This is a genomic window from Cognatishimia sp. SS12 (assembly GCF_028369055.1).
Lineage (GTDB): Bacteria > Pseudomonadota > Alphaproteobacteria > Rhodobacterales > Rhodobacteraceae > Cognatishimia.
In genome coordinates, this window is the sequence record NZ_JAQNCZ010000003.1 from 418,355 (window position 1) to 439,095 (window position 20,741).

A 20,741-nucleotide genomic window follows, 5' to 3' on the forward strand; every position below is an offset into this window, starting at 1 on the left:
CTTTGGGGCGCGAGCGCTATTTCTGGAAAATCTCATGTGGCCAGCCCCAAAAATGCTCTGTGGTGAACATGTCACCCTGTCCCCGATCCGCCACCGTCATACAGACGGGCTGGTGCTGGCCAGCATTGCCAAACGCCACATGCCCGGTGGCTGCCGTGTTCCGCCTGCGCAGGACATGGATGGCGAAATCTCCCTGGCGCTTGAACAGCAGGCTGATGGCAAGGCGCTGTTTTTTTGTGTGCAATCGCCTGATGACTACATCCTTGGCGTCACGGGGTTTGACGAAATTGACCGCGCGCACAAGCGGCTGCGGATTGGCGGTACGTGGCTCAGGCAAACAACGGAACTGGCCTATAGTGAAATGATGCTGATGCTGCTCTCCTTTGGGTTCGACGTGGCCGGGGCGCAAACCATCCAAATGCACGCCCCGCGCAACGCCTCCGCGCATCGGCAGATGCTAGAGGCATTGGGTGCGCATTTGGATGGGGTGTTGCGAGGGCAGCGGTTGGCCAAGGATGGCCGCGCTGTGGATATGGCGGTCTATTCCTTTGTTGCATCCGAATGGGCGCAATCGCGCGAAGCTTTGGTTGCGCGCATATTTTAACCGCCTGCCAAAATTTGATGCACGGTGAAGTATTTTTTGCCGACCGCCGCCAAAAAGGGATTTTTCCTCGACAAGGCTCGGAAACGAATTCATGGTTTCATAAGGCCAGTACAAAGCTGAATTCAGTCCAGAGGGAACGTCATGTCGATTTCGGTAGATACGTTTTTCTTGAACCCACAGTTTCAAGGCACGCTGCAATCGCAAATTCAGCAGATGATTGCCGAAGGGATCTTGTCTGGGCGCTTTCGGCAGGGCGAAAAATTGCCCTCAACGCGCAAGCTGTCCAAACACCTTGGGGTCAGCCGGATCACGGTGACGCTCGCTTACACTGAACTATTGGCCAATGATTATCTGTCCTCGCGGGGGCGGTCTGGCTATTTCGTCTCGGAAAATGCGCCGGAACCACCGCCCTTTCCGGCCCAGCGTCGGGACGAAGACATCGTTGATTGGTCGCGCGCGATTGGGCGGCGCTTTACCGGCGGGGACACCCCGCGCAAACCTTTGGATTGGGCAAAATTCAAATATCCGTTTATCTACGGTCAAACCGACCCCGGCACCTTTGACCACGGCAACTGGCGCCTCTGCGCCATTCAGGCGCTCGGTCAAAAAGACTTTGCCGCCTTGACCACAGATTATTCCGACCTGGATGATGAACGGCTGGTTGAATTTATTGTGCGCCACACCTTGCCTCGGCGTGGCATTATTGCCCGGCCCGAGGAGGTTCTGATTACCTTGGGGGCCCAGAATGCGCTGTGGCTCACGGCGCAAGTCCTGCTGACCCAGCGTCGCACCGCCGCCATCGAAGATCCCTGTTATCACGCGCTGCGTGACATCCTCACCCAGTCGCGCTGCCATCTTGTGCCGCTGCCTGTGGATCGCGACGGGCTGCCGCCGCACGCCATCCCGCCGGAAACAGACGTTATTTTCACAACCCCCAGCCACCAATGCCCGACAACGGCCACGATGCCGATGGAACGCCGCGAGGCGCTTTTGGATCGGGCCCGCGAGTTAGACGCGCTGATTGTCGAAGACGACTATGAATTTGAGATGTCCTTCCTCAACGCCCCCTCCCCGGCGCTGAAATCGCTCGATCAGGATGGGCGGGTTATCTATGTGGGCAGCTTCTCAAAATCAATTTTTCCGGGCCTGCGCCTTGGCTATCTTGTTGGATCAGCAAACTTTATTCGCGAAGCGCGCGCGCTGCGGGCCTCTGTTTTGCGCCATCCGCCCGGGCACACAATGCGCACCGCTGCTTACTTCCTGTCCCTTGGCCACTATGACGCGCTGATCCGCAAACAGCGCGTAGCGCTGAAGGAACGCAGCGAGGCCATGCGCACGGCGATCGCCGATCACGGGCTGACCATTGCCGGCCATGGTGTGCATGGCGGGTCGTCCTTTTGGATGCGGGGGCCGCAGGGCACGGACACCGAGGAACTGGCCAAACGCCTTGCGCAGAAAGGGGTTCTGATCGAGCCCGGTCGCCCGTTCTTTAACGGAAACAACCGACCCCGCGAATTCTACCGTCTGGCCTATTCCTCGATTCCGACCACGCGAATCGCAGATGGGATTCGCCTCATCGCGGAAACGCTCAGAAACTAGGCCTGCATTCATCGCAGCAACGGTTGCGCCCGCCATGGCGGCGGCCGAGCTGCGCGCAGTCGTAATGTTGACTTTTGAGACTAAAAGTGTCAAAAATCAACTAGTTTTCCATAAGCGCTCGCCGGTATGGGCAAGAGGCCGTTCAGCCAAAAATTATGACTCTGGCTATACTCCGTGCGCAATATTGGGCCTACTGGATATATCACGCGCGCCGTAGTTTACGCTCAACCTTTTTTCTCGTTCTCAGGAGATGACCCCATGAAAATGACCACCGAAGAAGCCTTTGTAAAAGTGCTTCAGATGCATGGTATCGATAATGCCTTCGGGATTATCGGTTCGGCCATGATGCCAATTTCCGATCTGTTTCCTGCGGCGGGGATCAAGTTTTTTGACTGCGCGCACGAATGCAACGCCGGCATGATGGCGGACGGCTACACCCGCGCCACCGGCAAGATGTCGATGATGGTGGCCCAGAACGGCCCGGGCATCACCTCGCTGGTGACGCCAATCAAGACCGCCTATTGGAACCACACCCCGCTGCTGATCGTGACCCCGCAGGCCGCAAACAAGACCATCGGTCAGGGCGGCTTTCAGGAAGTGGAGCAAATGGCGCTGCTGGAAGATATGGTGGCCTATCAGGAAGAGGTGCGCGACGCCTCGCGTATCGCCGAAGTGCTGAACCGCGTGATCATGCAGGCCAAACGTGCCTCTGCCCCAGCGCAGATCAACGTACCACGCGATTTCTGGACTCAGGTCATCGACATCGACTTGCCAGCGGTTGTTGAATTTGAGCGCCCACAGGGCGGCGAAGAGGCCGTGAAGAAAGCCGCCGAACTGCTGTCAAACGCCAAGTTCCCAGTGATCCTGAATGGCGCAGGCGTTGTATTGGCAGACGCTATCGGGGATGCTGCTGAACTCGCAGAGCGCCTGACCGCCCCTGTTTGCGTCGGCTATCAGCACAACGATGCTTTCCCAGGCTCCCACCCGCTGTTCGCAGGTCCGCTGGGCTACAACGGCTCCAAAGCCGGCATGGAATTGATTTCCAAGGCAGACGTCGTTCTGGCGCTCGGCACGCGCCTCAACCCTTTCTCCACCCTGCCCGGTTACGGCATCGATTATTGGCCGCGTGACGCCAAGATCATTCAGGTCGACATCAATGCAGATCGCATCGGCCTGACCAAACCTGTGAGTGTGGGCATTGTCGGCGACGCAAAGAAAGTGGCGCGTGGCATTCTGGCGCAGCTCTCTGACACCGCAGGCGACGAAGGGCGCGAGAGCCGCAAGAACACCATTGCCGATGCGAAATCATCTTGGGCACAACAGCTGACCTCGATGGACCATGAGGACGACGATCCCGGCACCAGCTGGAACGAACGCGCGCGCGGCCGCGAGCCTGAAAAGATGTCGCCCCGTATGGCATGGCGCGCGATCCAATCCGCATTGCCCAAGGATGCGATCATCTCCTCGGATATCGGTAACAACTGCGCCATCGGCAACGCCTATCCATCGTTTGATGACGGGCGCAAATATCTGGCACCGGGTCTCTTTGGCCCTTGTGGCTATGGCTTCCCGGCCATCTGCGGCGCAAAGGTTGGCTGCCCGGACACCCCTGTTGTCGGCTTTGCCGGTGACGGTGCTTTTGGCATCTCGATGAACGAAATGGTCTCGGTGAACCGTGATGACTGGCCACCGATCACCATGGTGATTTTCCGCAACTATCAGTGGGGCGCGGAAAAGCGGAACACCACGCTGTGGTTTGACGACAATTTCGTCGGCACCGAGCTGTCCAAAGAAGTGTCCTACGCTGGCATCGCCAAGGCCTGCGGCGTGCACGGCGTGGCTGTCACCACCATGGATGAGCTGACCGATGAGCTGAACAAAGCGATCAAACGTCAGATGGAAGACAAGGAAACCACCTTTATCGAAGTTCTGCTGAACCAAGAGCTGGGTGAACCCTTCCGCCGCGACGCGATGAAAAAGCCGGTGCAGGTTGCTGGCATCAATCGCGAAGACATGCGCGCGCAATAACAGACGACAAGGACGGATCTGATGACCCTTTTGCCGCAAGCACTGCTGCGCCAGTCAGCTCCGTCCGAACGTGCTGTTATCTCGTTAAGCGAAGGCAGTGATCCCCGCATTGTTGCGGGGGCACTGGCCGCCCATCAGGCCGAACTGGCCAATGTTATTCTTGTCGGCGATGCGGGGGCCATCCGCGCTGAACTTCGGGCCCAAGGCGCGTCCGAAGGCCATGGCGTGGACGTGCACGACCCCCTGACATCCCCGCTGACCGAAGGATTTGCCGCCAGCTTTCATGCGCTGCGCAAACACAAGGGGGTCGATGCCGCGACCGCTTTGACATCGGTCCAAAGCCCCGTGACCTACGCCGCCATGCTGGTGCGTGAAGGCCATGCCGCCGGAACCGTCGGCGGCGCTGTGCACACCACCGGCGAAATTGTCCGCGCCGCCATCCAAGTGATTGGCATGGCCCCCGATACGGCGATGGTCTCAAGTTTTTTCTTGATGTACCCGCCCGCCAAAGCCGCAACCGGTCGCGCCATGCTTTACTCGGACTGCGGTCTGGTGATTGACCCCAGCGCGACCGACCTCGCGGAGATTGCCAAAGCCTCCGCCCAGTCCTGCAAAGCATTGCTGCGCGAGGCCCCCAAACTGGCCTTTCTGTCGTTTTCCACCAAAGGCAGCGCCCGCCATGCCGCTGTCGACAAAGTCGGCGCGGGCCTCGCGCAGTTCAAAGCCATGGCACCCGATGTCGAAGCTGACGGCGAGCTGCAATTTGACGCGGCTTTTGTGCCTGCGGTCGGGCAGCGCAAGGCACCTGACTCTGCGGTCGCGGGGCACGCCAACGTGATGATTTTTCCAAACCTTGATGCCGGCAATATCGGCTACAAAATCACGCAGCGCCTGGGTGGCTACATGGCGATTGGTCCGGTCCTGCAGGGGCTTGCGCGCCCCGCCAACGATCTCTCGCGCGGATGCAGCGCCGAAGATGTCGCCGAGATGATCGCCGTGACCGTTCTGCAAAGCATAAATTAGCGGGCTGAGGGAAACTTTGCCTTGACGATTTGGCGAAATTTCCTGCCCATTGACAAAAACAAAGGAAACTAGACCAAGGGAAGCGTTAGAATTGCCAAATTGTTCCACAAAAGCAGATTATTTTGGCACCTCGATCTTCGCGCCGATAGCGCAAAAACCACGCAGTACCCCCCTATTTTCCAACGCCGTATCGTTTTGAAAAGGACGCCAGATGACTTTCCAGCAGCCGAAGATTGACACATCTCCGAAAGTCTCAGACGAGATTCGCAAGACGACCTGTTACATGTGTGCCTGCCGCTGCGGCATCAATGTGCACATGAAAGACGGCAAAGTTGCCTATATCGAAGGCAACCGCGATCACCCGGTGAACCAGGGGGTGCTTTGTGCCAAAGGCTCTGCTGGCATCATGCAAGTGAACGCGCCTTCGCGCCTCAAGGCCCCGATGAAACGGGTCGGCCCGCGTGGCTCTGGCGAGTTTCAGGAAATCACCTGGGACGAGGCGCTGGATATCGCCGTGGGGCTGTTGAAACCCCTGCGCGACAAGACCCCTGAGAAACTCGCGTTTTTCACCGGCCGCGACCAATCGCAAAGCTTCACAGGGTTTTGGGCGCAAAGCTTTGGCACGCCGAATTTTGCCGCCCACGGGGGCTTTTGTTCGGTCAACATGGCCGCTGGTGGCATCTACACGATGGGTGGCGCATTTTGGGAATTTGGTCAGCCCGATTGGGACCGCAGCAAGCTTTTTATGCTGTTTGGCGTGGCTGAAGATCACGACAGCAACCCGATCAAAATCGGCATTGGCAAAATCAAAGGCCGTGGGGGCAAGGTCATCGGGGTGAACCCGGTGCGCTCTGGCTATAATGCGGTGGCCGATGAATGGGTTGGCATCACCCCCGGCACGGATGGGCTCTTCATTCTGGCGCTGGTGCATGAGCTGATGAAGGCCGGCAAGATCGACCTTGAGTATCTGGCGCAATATACCAACGCACCGGTGCTGCTGGATGCAGACACAGGGCTGTTCTTGCGCGACGCGGATGGCAAGCCGCTGGTGATCGACAGTGTGACCGGCCAGCCCGCGCCCTTTGACCAGAAAGGCGTGCGTCCCAATCTCGGCGCGAGCTATGAAAAAGACGGCAAGACCCACAGCACCGTCATGGCGCGGATGGCCGAAAAATACCTCGATCCACAATATGCCCCGGAAAACGTCGCCGCCAAAACCGGCGTGTCCGCCACCAAAATCAAGACGATTGCCGCTGAACTGGCGCGCGTCGCCTTTGACGAGGCCTTTGAACTTGATCAGGAATGGACAGACTTTCGCGGCGAGACCCATCAAAAGATGATCGGTCGCCCCGTCGCGATGCACGCCATGCGGGGCATTTCGGCCCATTCCAACGGTTTTCAGACCTGCCGCGCGCTGCATGTGCTGCAAATCCTGCTTGGCACGGTCGAAGTGCCCGGCGGCTTCCGCTTCAAACCGCCATATCCAAAACCGCTTGAGCAGCATCCAAAGCCGCACGGCAAGGTCACGTGTAATTCACCCCTTGATGGCCCGCACCTTGGGTTCACCCACGGTCCCGAGGATCTGATGCTGAAAGACGATGGCTCCCCCATCCGCATCGACAAAGCCTTTACCTGGGAAAATCCGATGTCCAGCCACGGGCTGATGCATATGGTGATTTCCAACGCCCATGCGGGCGATCCCTATAAGATCGACACGCTGTTCATGTATATGGCCAATATGTCCTGGAACTCGTCGATGAACACGCGCGGCGTGATCGACATGCTGACCGACACAGACGCCGTCGGCAATTATGTGATCCCCAACATCATCTATTCGGATGCCTATAGCTCTGAAATGGTGGCCTATGCCGATCTGATCCTGCCCGACACCACCTATCTGGAGCGTCATGATTGCATTTCGCTGCTCGATCGCCCGATCTGCGAGGCCGACGCCGCCGCGGATGCCATTCGCTGGCCGGTGATCGAACCGGATCGCGATGTACGCGGCTTTCAATCCACGCTGATCCACCTCGCCAACCGGCTTGGCATGCAGGGCTTTGTCCATGAGGACGGCTCTGCCAAATGGCAGGACTACGCGGATTATATCGTCAACCATGAACGCAAACCGGGCATTGGCCCGCTGGCCGGTTTTCGCGGCAAAGATGGCGACAAAGTCGGCCGCGGTGACGTAAACCCGGACCAGCTCAACCGCTATATCGAAAACGGCGGTTTCTTCGTGGCGCATATCCCCGAAGGCGCGGATTACTACAAACCCTGGAACAAAGCCTATCAGGATTGGGCGGTATCCATGGGCATCTATGACGCGCCCTCGCCCTATCTCTTCCAGCTCTATTCAGAGCCGATGCGCAAATTCCAACGCGCCGCCGAAGGCCATGGCGACCGCCAGCCGCCGGAACATCTGCGCGCGCGGGTCAAACATGTGATGGACCCGTTGCCCTTCTGGTACGAACCCTTTGAAGACAAGGCCATCGACCTTGAGGAATACCCCATTCACGCGCTGACGCAGCGCCCAATGGCAATGTATCACTCTTGGGGCACGCAGAACGCCTGGCTGCGACAGCTGCATGGCACCAACCCGCTGTATCTGCCCACCAAGATCTGGGACGCGCATGGCTTCAAAGACGGTGACTGGGCCAAAGTCAGCTCCACCCATGGCACCATCACGGTGCCGGTGGCACTGCAGGCGGCGCTGAATGAAAACACCGTCTGGACCTGGAATGCCATCGGCAAACGCAAAGGGGCATGGGCTCTGGATGAAAACGCGCCCGAGGCCAACAAAGGCTTCCTGCTCAACCACCTGATCCACGAACTGCTGCCTGCCAAGGGCGATGGGCTTCGGGTCTCCAACTCTGATCCGATCACCGGGCAGGCCGCGTGGTTTGATCTGCGCGTCAAGATCGAAAAGGCCGAGGCCCCCACCGCCGATCAAGCGCAGCCCGCCTTCCCGCCGATCAAATCACCCGTTGGCCAGGGTCCAGATCATCTGGAATGGAAGGTGGGCAAATGAGCCGACCTCTGTCCCTTCACCTTTGCCAAAATACTCTGGGGTCTGGGGTGAAACCCCAGTCCAGCCCTCTCCCAGCCTTCGGAGATAGCCAAAAATGACCGACCTTCCGACCCGCACCGAGAAAAAGCTCGGCCTTGTGATCGACCTTGATACCTGCGTGGGCTGCCATGCCTGCGTGATTTCCTGCAAAGGCTGGAACACCGAAAATTACGGGGCCCCGCTGTCAGACCAACGCCCCTATGGCGAAGAGCCAATGGGAACCTTTCTGAATCGCGTGCATTCCTACGAAGTCACCGCGCCCGGCCAGACGGCCCAGACCGTGCATTTCCCAAAATCCTGCCTGCATTGCGAAAACGCGCCCTGCGTGACCGTCTGCCCAACCGGTGCCAGCTATAAGCGGGCCGAGGATGGCATTGTTCTGGTCAATGAACAGAACTGTATTGGCTGCGGCCTTTGCGCTTGGGCCTGCCCCTATGGCGCGCGCGAGTTGGATCAAGCCGAAGGGGTGATGAAAAAATGCACCCTCTGTGTGGACCGGATCTATAATGAAAACCTGCCCGAGGTGGACCGCACGCCGGCCTGCGTGCGCACCTGCCCCGCAGGCGCGCGGCACTTTGGCGATTTTGCCGATCCGAATTCAAATGTGTCCAAGCTGACGGCAGAGCGCGGCGGCATGGATCTGATGCCCGAACTGGGCACCGCCCCGGTTAACAAATACCTGCCGCCACGCCCCAAAGACAGCTGGGACGAGGAAAGCATTTTGGCCCCGTTCCTGGAACCTGTGGCCGCCGAGCCAAAAGGCTTTCTGGGCTGGATTGACAAGCAACTCTCGCGCCTGCCCGGCGACGTCAAGGATATGGAGGGCGTTGAGTAATGCACCCCGCACCATCCGTCATTATTTTCACTACCCTGTCCGGTCTGGGCTTTGGCCTGCTGGCCTGGCTCGGCATTGACGCCGCCGCCCCGACGGGCTGGGCCGCCTTCTGGTGGTTTGCCATCGCCTTTGCTCTGGCCTGCGGCGGGTTGATTTCCTCGACCTTTCACCTTGGCCATCCCGAACGCGCCATGAAAGCCTTTAGCCAATGGCGCACCAGCTGGCTCAGCCGCGAAGGGGTCTGCGCCGTGGCCGCGCTGATCATCATGGGGCTTTATGCGGCGGCGCTGGTGTTCTTTGGTGCCCACATCCCACTGCTGGGGTGGGCCGGGGCCGCGTTGAGCCTTTTGACCGTGTTCACAACCTCGATGATCTACGCGCAACTGGCGACCATTCCGCGTTGGAACACGCCGCTGACCTCACTGCTCTATCTGACCTACGCCGTCACCGGGGGGGCCCTGCTTTCGGGCCGCGTCACCGCAGCGCTCGTGCTGCTGCTGGTGGCGGCTTTGGTGCAGCTGGTCTGGTGGAAAAATGGCGATGGTGCCTTTGCCGCGCGGGGCTCTGATCTGGGCACAGCGACCGGCCTGGGCGCGCGGGGCACCGTGCGCTCTGTTGCGCATCCGCACACCTCACCCAATTATCTGATGCGCGAGTTCATCCATGTCATCGGGCGCAAACACGCGCAAAAACTGCGGGTGATCTCCTTTCTGCTGATGGCGGTCGCCCCCTTTGTGCTGCTGATGTTGCCGTTTCAGCACGTCTTTGCCCTGCTCGCGGTCCTGAGCCATATCGCAGGTGTTGCCGCATCTCGTTGGCTTTTCTTTGCTGAGGCGGAGCACACGGTCGGCATTTACTACGGCGCGCGCTGACACATCTGTGCACCACATCAACGAAGCGGGCCTCTCGGCCCGTTTTTTTTCGACCCCGACGATGTCATAGCCTATAGCGACTCGGCTTATGTTCTTGTTATGTTCACACCATGAAGGACGCACAGCAAGATCATATGCGCGGGCACGCCCGGGGTGTGGAACGACTGTTCTTGGATTTCGACAGTTTCTTTGCCTCGGCAGAGCAGCATTTCAACCCGGCGCTGCGGGGCAAGCCGCTGGGAGTCGTGCCGCTGGACAGCCCGCACACCAGCTGCATCGCCATCAGCCGTGAGGCCAAGGCGCTGGGTCTGTCGGGGCATCTGTCCATTGCAGAGGCACGGGCGCGGGTGCCCGACATGATTTTTGTGGTCGCGCGTCACGATGTATACGTCGACCTTCACAACGACATTCTCGAGGTGATCGAAAGCTGCCTGCCCATCTCGCAGGTACGTTCTATCGACGAGTTGGTGTGCGAATTGCTGCCCAGCGAAGCCGCAGAAGGAGCCGCCTTGGCGGCGCGGATCAAACGCGCCCTGTGCAAGCGGTTCAGCGCGGCGCTGACCTGTTCCATTGGCATGGCCCCCACCGAACTCCTCGCCAAAATCGCCGCTGAGGCCAGCAAACCTGATGGGTTTGCCTTGGTGCAGGCGCAGGAATTGCCGGAACGTTTCGCGCAGCTTTCGCTGGATGATCTGCCCGGAATTTCGCGGGGCATGAGCAAACGGCTTGCGGCCGCGGGGGTGCAAGACTTCTGCGATCTCTGGTCCCTCGCCCCCAAGCAGGCCCGCGCACTCTGGGGCAATGTCGAAGGCGAACGCTTCTGGAATGGTCTGCATGGCTATCATGTGAAACGGCCAGCCCAGCGCAAAGGCATGTTCGGCCACAGCCGCAACCTGCCCCATGATTGGCAGGATCCTCAAAAGGCCGGTGATTGCGCCCGACAGCTGTGCCTGAGTGCCGCGCGCCGTTTGCGCCGCACCGATATGTCCGCCACAAAATTGACCCTCAGCTTCAGCGGCCGCCGCCCGGCCCCGCAGACCCGGCGCGGTGAGGAATACCTGCGGTGGGATCACCAGGAACACTTTTTGCCGGCCCGAGACGATCAGGCGTTTTTGACCGCGCTCAGGTCGGGACTGGCCCAAGCGCGGCGGGCGCTCGGGTTTCGGCCGCGCAGCGTGACCGTAATGCTGCACGGCTTGCGACATGCAGATGAAATGACGGACGATCTGTTTGACCAGCACCCGGTCGCAGGCACCGCCCCCGCGCAGCGCCGCGCGCAATGGGAACGGGTGAGCGAAACGCTCGATCTGCTGCGCGCGCGGCATGGCCCCGAAGTGATTTCCCTAGGGCCGCGCACCGAAATACCCGGCGGCTATCTGGGGGCAAAGATTGTCTTTGGCCGCATTCCCGACGCCGCTGACTTCAACGAAGCCCCCAAGAGCCCACGCGACACCCATTTCTGCACGCTTCCCCCACTAAAGTCATAATGCGCATCCGCCACGCGCTCTGGGCTGTGTGGCTTTTTGCACTAGCTTTCAACCAGCTGCCCCAGACTGAGAAAGGAATGGCCATGGTGGAGTATCGGGGGCTGCCGAAGGAAGGCAACAACCGCACTGCGTGGAAGGCGGGCTGCTGATTTGACTATGAAAACCCTGACGACCGGGTTTGAATAGGTACAAAAGCAGCGACGGCAGCATAGAAAGACTGAGCCCGCATTCATGAGCGAAGAAATTCATTTCCTGATCATTGCCGCCGGGCTGATGGCATTCGCGCTGGTGGCGCGGTTGGTCACACGCGCAGTCTTGACCGCCCCCATCGTCATGCTGGCCGCCGGAGCAGGCCTCTCCTATGCGGGGGCAGCGCCGCTTAGTTTGCAGCTGCATCACCTTCATCTTTTTGCCGAAGTGGCCTTGGTCGTGTTGCTGTTTCTCGATGCGGCGCGCACCGATGTCCGCGGGCTTCTCAGCAAACATGTCTGGCCCCTGCGCGCGATAGTTTTGGGCATGCCGCTGAGCTTTCTGCTGGGAACAGCGGCCTTTTGGGTCGTGCTGCCCGATGCGCAGATCGGCCTCGTGATGCTGCTCGCTGCATTGATGGTGCCCACGGATGCCGCTTTGGGCAAGTCTCTGGTTGAAAACGAAGCGCTGCCCAAACGAACGCGGCGCGCCCTTGTGGTGGAAAGTGGGCTGAACGACGGCATTGCCCTGCCAGCGATCCTGATCTGCGCCGCATTGGCGGCACATGCCCCGGCGGAGCACGGCGGCTGGGGGCTTTTTGTGGCCTCGCAGCTGTTGATTGGGCCGATTGTCGGCGCGGCGCTGGGTGTGGCCATGGCGCGCGTCATGCTTTGGGCCCAAAGCCAAGGCTATACCTCAGAGCTATACGAAGGCATCGCAACGTTGGCGCTGGCGGCCTGCGCCTATCTGGCGGCGACGTCGGTTGGCGGCAATGGGCTGATTGCTGCGTTCTGCTGCGGGGCGGGGTTTGGGTATGTCGCAGCGGGGCGCTGCAGCTTTGTCTATGAGTTCCTTGACGGTGACGGGCAACTGCTGTCGTGGGCCGCGTTTTTCTTGATCGGGGCTTTGTTAGTTCCCGAGGCGCTCAGCGCCCTGACGCTGCCGATGGCGTTGGCCATTCTGGTCAGTCTCTGTCTGGTGCGCCCCGCCAGCATCCTTGCCGCGTTTACCGGCAGTGATGCGGACATGCGCACCAAGCTGTTGCTCGGGTGGTTCGGCCCGCGCGGTCTTGCGACAGCGCTCTTTGCACTGATCCTCGCCGACCGCCTGCCCGGTGACATGGGTCAATATGTGGTGGATTTCGCCGCCAACGCAGTGTGGATCAGTGCCGTGCTGCACGGGGTCTCCGTAATCCCGATCACCCGCGCCTTTGCGCGCGCACCACGCTCACCTTGAGCGACGGCGATCCAGCCAGCGGCCGATGCGGCTGCGGCGCTCCGCGAGGCTATCGCCCACATCTTCAACCACCGGATCAATCCGGGCCTCGCGAAAGCGGACCCAGCGCACGCGGATCGCCCAGGCCAAGGCCAGAAAAAGCACAAGAAAGATGATTTTGATCCATGGAATAATCCGCACATCCGGTCCTTCAACGGGTCGAACGCTGACCGCATTTGGGAAGATCGACAGGAATTCATTGCGCCAGCCATAGTGCCGCACGGCCACCCATTGCGGGGCCGTTTTGGTGGACTTCAAATCGCCCGCCTCTGCCTGAAGATTTGAGGTGTCAAACTTGAAATAAGGCGGCCAGCCCCAGCCGGTATCTTCATTGCGGTAGACCATGGGTTTGTCATTGGACCGGAAGGTCTGGATGAAAAACACATCGCGGTTGACCGGCCCGGTGGCATTGCCGCTGTCCGCAGAGGCCCAGAAAATCGAATTCTCACCGAAATCAATGCGCTTTTCATAGGTATCTGCAATCCGCACGATATCGGTTTGCGGCAAAGTATAATGCAAGAACGCCCCGATCAGCAGCCAGAAGGTGCCCCAGAAAACCCATTTGAATAACGCCATGTCTGGCCCCCTCAGTGAAAATTCGTCAGATAGATGATCAAAATCATCAGCCCAGTTGGCACGACATACACACCCCAGATCAACTTGCGGCGCAAGCTGTGATCGTAGTCCTCAAGGCCGGTGCGCACAAAATTGTCGCGATCCAATTCCTGATTGCCCGCCTCCCAGTCCGCCTCCAGTTTTTCGCGGCGCACGGCGCGCGAATAAAGCAACAGGCAGAAGTAGACAACCGTCAGCACAAGAAACCCGATCACCAACAATCGCATCAATCCAAACATATGCCCTCCGGCGGTTACGGCGCACCCATGCCCTAATATGGGGCGTGTAAACAAAATTTACATCTTCTAAAGTGACGCGGTGCCAACAGAAAGGGACGCAGATATGCAGACAGGCCCCCTAAACTTGATCACCGATATCACCGGCCTCAGCGTCGGCAATGCCGAGAACGCAAAGGTGAAATCTGGCACCACAGTGCTGACAGCACCCGACGCCTTCACCGCTGCGGTGCATGTCATGGGCGGCGCGCCGGGCACACGCGAAACCGACCTGCTTGCGCCGGACAAAACCGTGCAAAAGGTGAACGCGCTGGTCTTGTCGGGCGGCTCGGCTTTTGGGCTTGATGCCGCGTCCGGCGTTGCCGATCTACTGCGCCAGCAAGGGCGCGGCTTTGCGGTGGCGGATCAGATTGTGCCCATCGTTCCGGCGGCCATTCTGTTTGATCTGACAAACGGCGGCGACAAATCCTGGCAGCGCAGCCCCTACTATGACCTTGGGCAACAGGCTCTAACACAGGCCAAAACGCATTTTTCACTGGGGTCCGCAGGGGCCGGGTTCGGTGCCACCACCGCCAGCCTCAAGGGTGGGCTTGGGTCGGCGTCGGTGATCACGCCCAGCGGCCACAGAGTCGGCGCATTGGTGGCGGTCAACGCGCTGGGGGATGCCATCGTCGGGGAGACGCCCCATTTCTGGGCCGCCGCCCATGAGATCAATGCTGAGTTTGGCGGATTTGGCCCAGCGCCCAGCGCACCGCCTGACTGGCCGGCCACCAAATTTGGCGGTCAGAATACCACCATCGCCATTGTCGCAACCGACGCTGATCTCACGCAGGCCGAATGCACCCGCCTTGCCACTGCAGCACACGACGGCATGGCGCGGGCTTTGATGCCAAGCCACACCCCCATGGACGGCGATCTTGTCTTTGCCGCCAGCACCAATGCCAAACCACTCAAAGACCCAGTGTTAGACCCTATTTATCTGGGGCACGCCGCCGCAACCTGCCTCGCCCGCGCGATTGCGCGCGGTGTGTATTGCGCAACCCCCGCCCCCGGCGACAGCCTGCCGACCTACCAGACGCGCTTTGGAGATTTGTCACAAAACTGAAGCGCAACTGTCACGCGCCGGTCACTCCGAGCCGCCATGTCCCCAGCACCCATTGATAAAGGAGCTAAGGATGTCTGCGCGCTTGATCTGCCTGACATCGGTATGTGCCCTGACCGCTGGTCTGGCCAACGCCGAAATGAATTTTAACCGTATCGCCTCTTTTGCGACGCCGCTGAACATGGCCGCAGGCGAAGATACGACCCGCGAAACATCGCCAGAAATCATCGCCGCCACTGCGGACGGCATGACGCTGGTATACACAGATAGCCCGCTGGGCGCGTTGGGGCGCATTGATATCACAGACGCCGCCAACCCAAAGCCACTGGGCAACATCGCCCTGGCGGGTGAGCCGACATCTGTCGCGATCGTGGGTGCCACGGCCTATGCCGGTGTAAACACCTCCGAAAGCTACACCGCCCCATCCGGCCTGCTGCAAGCCATCGACGTTGCCACCGGCGAGATCACCGCATCTTGCGATCTGGGTGGTCAGCCAGATTCCATCGCCGCCTCTAAAGATGGGGCCTTCATCGCGGTCGCCATTGAAAACGAACGCGACGAAGACCTGAACGACGGTGTGATCCCACAATTGCCCGCCGGCAACCTCATCCTGGTCAACACCAATGAAGGCGGTCTGGATTGCGGCTCAATGAAAATGGTGGATCTGACAGGCCTCGCCGAGATCGCGCCATCCGACCCAGAGCCGGAATATGTCTCGATCAACGCACGCGGTGAAACCGTTGTGACCCTGCAGGAAAACAACCACCTTGTGGTGGTGTCGCCCAAAGGCGACATCCTGAACCATTTCTCTGCAGGCAGCGTGGATCTTTACGGCATCGACGCCACCGACGAACGTGGCGCGCTGCTCTTTACTGAAAACCAAATGGGCCGGTTGCGCGAACCGGACGCCGTGACTTGGATTGACGAAGATCACTTCGCAACGGCCAACGAAGGCGACTATAATGGCGGCTCCCGCGGTTGGACGATCTTCAATAAAAACGGCACTGTCGTTTATGAATCCGGCACAGATTTCGAAAAAGCCATCATCGAAATCGGCCACTACCCTGACAAACGCTCCGACGCCAAAGGGGTTGAGCCTGAATCCGTCACCTTCGGTGAATTTGGCGGCACACCTTACGTGTTCGTCGGCGCAGAACGTGCCTCAGTGGTGGGCGTATATGATGTGACCAACCCGGCGGCCCCTGTGCTGACCCAACTGCTGCCATCGGGCGTTGGCCCAGAAGGCTATGCCGTTGTCCCAGAGCGCAACCTCTTGGTTTCCGCCAACGAAAAAGACCTGATCGAAGATGGCGGTGCCCGTGCGCATGTCATGCTGTTTGAACGTCAGGAGGCCCCGGCGGCCTATCCGCATCTGACCTCTGCTGGCGCAGATGAGCTGATCGGTTGGGGCGCAATTTCCGGCATGGTTGCTGACAAAGACGGGATCATCTGGGCGGTCAACGACAGCTTCTATGGCTTCCAGCCGTCGATCTTTAAGATCGACACCAACAGCACCCCGGCCAAAATTGTCGATGTGATCCGCATTGAGCGCACTTCTGGCCCAGCGCAAAAACTGGACCTTGAGGGCATCACGCTGGACGGCAAAGGTGGGTTCTATGTGGCCTCCGAAGGTCGGACCGAACGCCTGATCCCGCATGCAATTTACCATGTCTCCGCCGAAGGCAAGATCAAGAACCTCAAGGGTGAGATCGGCATTCCGCCAGAGCTGGCCGCCGTTGAAAAACGCTTTGGCTTTGAAGGGATCACCAAGGTTGGCAACACCCTGTGGATGGCCGTGCAGCGTGAATGGAAAGACGACCCCAAGAACCACGTGAAACTGGTTGCCTACAATCTGGACACCCAGGAATGGGGTGCGGTCCACTATCCGAAAGCCGCGCCGGACACAGGCTGGGTTGGCCTGTCTGAGATCGTTGCCCATGGCGAGCACGTCTATATCATCGAACGTGACAACCAGCATGACGCCCGCGCCGTGACCAAAAAGATCTATAAGGTTGCTTTGTCTGAAATGACCCCCGCACCGCTGGGTGGCGAGCTGCCTGTCGTCAAAAAGGAACTGGTCCGCGACCTGCTGCCAGATCTGACGGCAACCGGTGGTTACGTGCTGGACAAAGTCGAAGGTCTTGCGATCTTTGAGGACGGCACCGCCTATTTCTCGACCGACAACGACGGCGTGGATGACCACTCCGGTGAAACGATCTTCAAGAATATTGGCAAGATCGACGGCTCTCACTCTTAAGAGGGCACAACAAAACAATCGTGAAACGCGCAGGGTCCCGCCTTGCGCGTTTTGCGTTTCTTTGGGCAGTTGCAATGCCAGCGAGCGCAACCAAACGTTAAGGAATATCCGCAAAAATCGCGGGTATGGAAACGATTCAAACATTTCCCGCAGAGGCGGGTCGGCGCGGCCTGACGGCCTTTGGGGCCAGGCTGTCGATCTTGCACATCCTCATTATTGTGCTCTCGCTCGCGATGACAATTGCCGCTTGGCAATTTTCCGAACAACAGATCAAGAACAGATCCTTACAGCGTTTTGAGCTGGCGGTGGAACGTACCATTGGCCTGTTAGAAGACCGCATGGAAAACTATGAAGATGCGCTCTGGGCGGGTGTGGCGCTGCTTGCGGTGAAAGAGGGTGACATTTCCGGACCAGAATGGCGCGCCTACGAAAACAGCCTGGCCCTGCCGCAGAAATACCCGGGAATCAACGGTATTGGCGTGATCTATTTTCTGGCACCTGAAGAGGTCCCGGCATTTATTGAAAAGCAACGGGCTGAAAATCCGAATTTCACGATTTTTCCGGCGCACGAGAACCCCGAAATTATGCCGATCACCTTCATCGAGCCCAGGGCACCCAATGCGAAAGCGGTGGGCCTGGATGTGGCGCATGAAGCAAACCGCCGTCTCGCCGCGCTGTCCAGCCGCGACACCGGGAAAGCGCGTATCACGGGCCCGATCGTTCTGGTGCAGGACGAAGGCAGCACAGCCGGTTTCTTGTTTTACGCCCCCTTTTACGCCGCCGAAAGCACCACGCTTGCGGAGCGGCGGGAAAACGGGATTGGCGTTGTCTATGCCCCATTTGTCGTCAGAAAACTGATGGAAGGTCTGCTGGAGAAAACCCAAAGGCAACTGCGGTTCAATATCACCGACGCCGGGCAGGCCATCTATGATGAGTTTTCTGATACCGACGATAGCCTTGACCCAAATCCGATGTATGAGGGCACATATTCGATCAGTATTTATGGGCGCGTCTGGACATTGGACGTGCGCACCAACCTGCATTTTCGCGACCAAAACACCTATGCCCAGCCTTATTTCATTCTGGCCGGGGGGCTCGTGATCGAGGTATTGGTGATCCTGCTGATTGTCCTGCTTGCCCGCGCCAATCGCCGCGCCATTTCTTATGCGGCCGAAGTTTCTGCCGACTTGCGGCACAAGAAAGACAAGCTCGCGCGCATCAACGAAGAGCTTGAACAATTCGCCTATGTCACCTCCCATGACCTTAAGACACCGATCCGTGGGATCGGCGGGCTGACGGAAATGATCCAAGAGGATCTGGAAGAATACTTCGCCTCGCCAAAGGCCAACCCCGATGTGCAGACCAACCTCAACCGCATCATGAACCGCGTCGACAGGATGAATGAACTGACGCGCGGGGTCATGGAATTCTCGCGTATCGGGCGCAGCGCCAAACATGCGGACCCGTTTTCTCTGCCGGATTTCGTAGACACGCTGCTGAGTGATTTCAGCCTGAGCAAGAACCAGATCCTGCTGATCAGCGATATCGAAGAGATCACCTTTGATCCGATGAATTTCCGCCGCGTGGTCGAAAACCTCGTCTCAAACGCGGTGAAATATCATGAAGATCTGTCCAAACTCTTTGTCACCATCACGGTGCACCGCAAGGGTGATATGTGCAGCGTTTCGGTCAAAGACAACGGCCCGGGCATTGATCCGCGCTTTCATGAGCGCATTTTTGACATGTTCCAAAGCCTCAAGTCTGGCGAGGGGCAGGACGGGACCGGAATTGGCCTGGCGATTGTCAAAAAGTCGGTCGAACTGCACGGCGGCACCGTGCGGATCACATCAGATATCGGTGCCGGGGCAGAGTTTTGCTTTGACTGGCCGCTGACAGCGCAGGCCCCCTTTCATATGGAACATCAGGCGGCATAAGATGAAAGAAATCATGAACATACTGCTGGTCGAAGACAACGATCTGGATGTTGAAATTCTTCATCGGGCGCGCAAGAAAATGGGGATGCCCGGCACGATGGTGCGCGCGCAGGATGGGCTCGAGGCGCTGGATATCCTCCAATCAGACGACTTGCGGCGCGCCCTGCCTTCGCCTTTCGTCGTGCTACTGGATATCAACATGCCACGCATGAACGGGCATGAATTTCTGGAAGAGCTGCGCAAAACAGAGTTGATCGCCGACGCCCGCGTCTTTGTGTTCACCACATCGGACAACCCGGTGGATGTCTCCAAAGCCTATGCGCAACACGCCAGCGGCTATATCAAAAAGCCCAGCAATTCCAAAGATCTGACCAGTATACTGGACGCGCTTTATGCCTTCTGGGCCAAATGCGAAAACCCCAGTCCGGAGTATCGCAACCATGGCTGAGGTCGCGCAACCTGCTGCGGCTTCAGATCCGCTGCCCAAAATTATGGTGGTGGATGATTCCGATCTTGATCTGTTTCAGACCCGCCGCATACTGACCCGCTCGGGCCGTGTGAAGGCTGTGAGCGAATTCGCCGAGCCGGAACAGGCCCTCGTGGCGCTGGCCCGCGATGCGGATCTGCCCGACCTGATCCTGCTGGATGTCAATATGCCCGGCATGAATGCCTTTGCGTTTCTCACCCGCCTGCAAGTGCTGCCCGAAAACGCGCGCAGCCTGCCCGTTGTTCTGATGTTGGGGGCGCAATTGCCGCCAAAACTGCAGGCTGAGGCAGACGGTTTTGGCCAAATCATCGCCTTTCAGGAAAAACCGCTGACCGAGGCGGCGCTGGCCGATATCTGTGGCCTACTGGCGCAAGTGCCGCGCGCAAAAGCGCAAGCAGGTGCCGCAGATGACTGATCAGTTCAGGCTTGCCCCACCGGATGCGCTGGATGAGTTTATCTATGTGCTCACCCACGACATTCGCGCCTCATTGCGGGCACTGACCGAGGTTCCTCTTTGGATTGAGGAGGACCTTGAAGAGGCGGGCATCGCGCTTGACAAAGATATGCGTCGCAACCTGCAATTCCTGAAATCACACAGCGCGCGTATGGACCAGATGTTGGTTGATCTCTTGGCCTATTCGCGGGTCGGGCGGCTTGAAGGGGCCCGCCGTCTTGCCCTCTACGAAGCCTTCCAAACTCATTTGAAACAATGTGGCTTGCCCAAAGGGCTCGCCCTCAGCGACGCAGGCAAGGAAGTGCACAGCAAAATCAGCGAACGGGACCTCGCGCTGCTGTTTGATGCGTTGATCAGCAATGCGGCCGCCCACAATCCAGCGGAAGACAAACACCTGCATGTCGCGATCACCCAGGAACGCGAGCACGCCAAACTCAGCTTTGTCGACAATGGTCCCGGTGTCCCGACAGCGCATCATGAAAAGATTTTCGATCTCATGTTCACCTCCAAACGGCGCGACGAGGCCGCCGGCAGCGGGATGGGTCTGGCGCAGGTCAGGCGGATCGCAACCCATTATGGCGGCACCGCGCGTGCCCGGCACGCCGAAACCGGCGGGTTGCAGATCGACGTGCTGCTGCCCCGCGCAGACCCCGCCGTGTAACCCGGCGCCACGGCGC

At 59.0% G+C, this 20,741-nt stretch carries 17 protein-coding genes; 15 read left to right on the plus strand and 2 right to left on the minus strand.

From position 1 onward, the window contains the following. The first annotated feature begins 34 nt into the window (after positions 1 to 34). The 9 genes from N6L24_RS09210 to N6L24_RS09250 all read left to right on the plus strand — a co-directional run bounded on the left by N6L24_RS09210 (position 35) and on the right by N6L24_RS09250 (position 12,940). A complete protein-coding gene (locus N6L24_RS09210; RefSeq protein WP_271844377.1) occupies positions 35 to 604 on the plus strand; it encodes a GNAT family N-acetyltransferase in 570 nt (189 codons plus the stop codon). A 141-nt stretch (positions 605 to 745) separates the two neighbouring features. Next, positions 746 to 2,203 carry a MocR-like pyridoxine biosynthesis transcription factor PdxR gene (gene pdxR, locus N6L24_RS09215; protein ID WP_271844378.1) on the plus strand — a complete coding sequence of 486 codons (1,458 nt, stop codon included), beginning with the start codon at positions 746 to 748 and terminating at the stop codon, positions 2,201 to 2,203. 258 nt (positions 2,204 to 2,461) lie between these two features. Next, on the plus strand, positions 2,462 to 4,231 hold the full coding sequence (xsc, locus tag N6L24_RS09220) for a sulfoacetaldehyde acetyltransferase (RefSeq protein WP_271844379.1): 1,770 nt from the start codon (positions 2,462 to 2,464) through the stop codon (positions 4,229 to 4,231). Between the two features lie 21 nt (positions 4,232 to 4,252). Continuing rightward, positions 4,253 to 5,254, plus strand: coding sequence for a phosphate acetyltransferase (pta, locus tag N6L24_RS09225; protein WP_271844380.1), 1,002 nt, complete (start codon positions 4,253 to 4,255; stop codon positions 5,252 to 5,254). Between the two features lie 211 nt (positions 5,255 to 5,465). Beyond that, positions 5,466 to 8,282 (plus strand): molybdopterin oxidoreductase family protein, encoded by a 2,817-nt coding sequence (locus tag N6L24_RS09230; protein ID WP_271844381.1) that lies wholly within the window; start codon positions 5,466 to 5,468, stop codon positions 8,280 to 8,282. 94 nt (positions 8,283 to 8,376) lie between these two features. Further along, the gene (locus tag N6L24_RS09235; protein WP_271844382.1) at positions 8,377 to 9,156 is read left to right on the plus strand and encodes a 4Fe-4S dicluster domain-containing protein; all 780 of its coding nucleotides are present in this window, start codon (positions 8,377 to 8,379) and stop codon (positions 9,154 to 9,156) included. Then, the gene (locus N6L24_RS09240; RefSeq protein ID WP_271844383.1) at positions 9,156 to 10,028 is read left to right on the plus strand and encodes a dimethyl sulfoxide reductase anchor subunit family protein; all 873 of its coding nucleotides are present in this window, start codon (positions 9,156 to 9,158) and stop codon (positions 10,026 to 10,028) included. Before N6L24_RS09235 ends, N6L24_RS09240 begins: the two co-directional genes overlap by 1 nt. A gap of 110 nt (positions 10,029 to 10,138) precedes the next feature. Next, positions 10,139 to 11,515, plus strand: coding sequence for a Y-family DNA polymerase (locus N6L24_RS09245; RefSeq protein ID WP_271844384.1), 1,377 nt, complete (start codon positions 10,139 to 10,141; stop codon positions 11,513 to 11,515). Between the two features lie 231 nt (positions 11,516 to 11,746). Next, a complete protein-coding gene (locus tag N6L24_RS09250) occupies positions 11,747 to 12,940 on the plus strand; it encodes a cation:proton antiporter domain-containing protein (RefSeq protein ID WP_271844385.1) in 1,194 nt (397 codons plus the stop codon). Here N6L24_RS09250 and N6L24_RS09255 read toward each other — a convergent pair. Together N6L24_RS09255 and N6L24_RS09260 are read right to left on the minus strand one after the other, a co-directional pair. Then, positions 12,932 to 13,555 (minus strand): DUF1523 family protein, encoded by a 624-nt coding sequence (locus tag N6L24_RS09255; RefSeq protein ID WP_271844386.1) that lies wholly within the window; start codon positions 13,553 to 13,555, stop codon positions 12,932 to 12,934. The two genes, N6L24_RS09250 and N6L24_RS09255, sit on opposite strands and share 9 nt — an antisense overlap. Before the next feature lie 11 nt (positions 13,556 to 13,566). Further along, entirely contained in the window at positions 13,567 to 13,833 is a 267-nt protein-coding gene (locus N6L24_RS09260; protein ID WP_271844387.1) for a hypothetical protein, read from the minus strand. Positions 13,834 to 13,936: 103 nt separating this feature from the next. Here N6L24_RS09260 and N6L24_RS09265 point away from each other — a divergent pair, with 103 nt between their 5' ends. The 6 genes from N6L24_RS09265 (at position 13,937) to N6L24_RS09290 (ending at position 20,725) form a co-directional block, all read left to right on the plus strand. Continuing rightward, on the plus strand, positions 13,937 to 14,935 hold the full coding sequence (locus N6L24_RS09265; protein WP_271844388.1) for a P1 family peptidase: 999 nt from the start codon (positions 13,937 to 13,939) through the stop codon (positions 14,933 to 14,935). A 70-nt stretch (positions 14,936 to 15,005) separates the two neighbouring features. Next, positions 15,006 to 17,189 (plus strand): esterase-like activity of phytase family protein, encoded by a 2,184-nt coding sequence (locus N6L24_RS09270; protein WP_271844389.1) that lies wholly within the window; start codon positions 15,006 to 15,008, stop codon positions 17,187 to 17,189. A gap of 125 nt (positions 17,190 to 17,314) precedes the next feature. Next, positions 17,315 to 19,123 carry a CHASE domain-containing protein gene (locus N6L24_RS09275; protein WP_271844390.1) on the plus strand — a complete coding sequence of 603 codons (1,809 nt, stop codon included), beginning with the start codon at positions 17,315 to 17,317 and terminating at the stop codon, positions 19,121 to 19,123. A 1-nt stretch (position 19,124) separates the two neighbouring features. Next, on the plus strand, positions 19,125 to 19,571 hold the full coding sequence (locus N6L24_RS09280) for a response regulator (protein WP_271844391.1): 447 nt from the start codon (positions 19,125 to 19,127) through the stop codon (positions 19,569 to 19,571). Beyond that, on the plus strand, positions 19,564 to 20,025 hold the full coding sequence (locus N6L24_RS09285) for a response regulator (RefSeq protein ID WP_271844392.1): 462 nt from the start codon (positions 19,564 to 19,566) through the stop codon (positions 20,023 to 20,025). Before N6L24_RS09280 ends, N6L24_RS09285 begins: the two co-directional genes overlap by 8 nt. Beyond that, positions 20,018 to 20,725 (plus strand): sensor histidine kinase, encoded by a 708-nt coding sequence (locus tag N6L24_RS09290; protein WP_271844393.1) that lies wholly within the window; start codon positions 20,018 to 20,020, stop codon positions 20,723 to 20,725. Before N6L24_RS09285 ends, N6L24_RS09290 begins: the two co-directional genes overlap by 8 nt. The last annotated feature ends 16 nt before the right edge of the window (positions 20,726 to 20,741 follow it).

Bases quoted from the DNA above. Each gene is read 5' to 3' on its own strand.
- N6L24_RS09230 (WP_271844381.1), top strand. From the start codon at position 5,466: ATGACTTTCCAGCAGCCGAAGATTGACACATCTCCGAAAGTCTCAGAC.
- N6L24_RS09235 (WP_271844382.1), top strand. From the start codon at position 8,377: ATGACCGACCTTCCGACCCGCACCGAGAAAAAGCTCGGCCTTGTGATC.
- N6L24_RS09260 (WP_271844387.1), bottom strand. From the start codon at position 13,833: ATGTTTGGATTGATGCGATTGTTGGTGATCGGGTTTCTTGTGCTGACG.
- N6L24_RS09275 (WP_271844390.1), top strand. From the start codon at position 17,315: ATGGAAACGATTCAAACATTTCCCGCAGAGGCGGGTCGGCGCGGCCTG.
- pta (WP_271844380.1), top strand. From the start codon at position 4,253: ATGACCCTTTTGCCGCAAGCACTGCTGCGCCAGTCAGCTCCGTCCGAA.
- xsc (WP_271844379.1), top strand. From the start codon at position 2,462: ATGAAAATGACCACCGAAGAAGCCTTTGTAAAAGTGCTTCAGATGCAT.
- N6L24_RS09210 (WP_271844377.1), top strand. From the start codon at position 35: ATGTGGCCAGCCCCAAAAATGCTCTGTGGTGAACATGTCACCCTGTCC.
- N6L24_RS09255 (WP_271844386.1), bottom strand. From the start codon at position 13,555: ATGGCGTTATTCAAATGGGTTTTCTGGGGCACCTTCTGGCTGCTGATC.
- N6L24_RS09245 (WP_271844384.1), top strand. From the start codon at position 10,139: ATGAAGGACGCACAGCAAGATCATATGCGCGGGCACGCCCGGGGTGTG.
- N6L24_RS09240 (WP_271844383.1), top strand. From the start codon at position 9,156: ATGCACCCCGCACCATCCGTCATTATTTTCACTACCCTGTCCGGTCTG.
- pdxR (WP_271844378.1), top strand. From the start codon at position 746: ATGTCGATTTCGGTAGATACGTTTTTCTTGAACCCACAGTTTCAAGGC.
- N6L24_RS09250 (WP_271844385.1), top strand. From the start codon at position 11,747: ATGAGCGAAGAAATTCATTTCCTGATCATTGCCGCCGGGCTGATGGCA.
- N6L24_RS09285 (WP_271844392.1), top strand. From the start codon at position 19,564: ATGGCTGAGGTCGCGCAACCTGCTGCGGCTTCAGATCCGCTGCCCAAA.
- N6L24_RS09265 (WP_271844388.1), top strand. From the start codon at position 13,937: ATGCAGACAGGCCCCCTAAACTTGATCACCGATATCACCGGCCTCAGC.
- N6L24_RS09280 (WP_271844391.1), top strand. From the start codon at position 19,125: ATGAAAGAAATCATGAACATACTGCTGGTCGAAGACAACGATCTGGAT.
- N6L24_RS09290 (WP_271844393.1), top strand. From the start codon at position 20,018: ATGACTGATCAGTTCAGGCTTGCCCCACCGGATGCGCTGGATGAGTTT.
- N6L24_RS09270 (WP_271844389.1), top strand. From the start codon at position 15,006: ATGTCTGCGCGCTTGATCTGCCTGACATCGGTATGTGCCCTGACCGCT.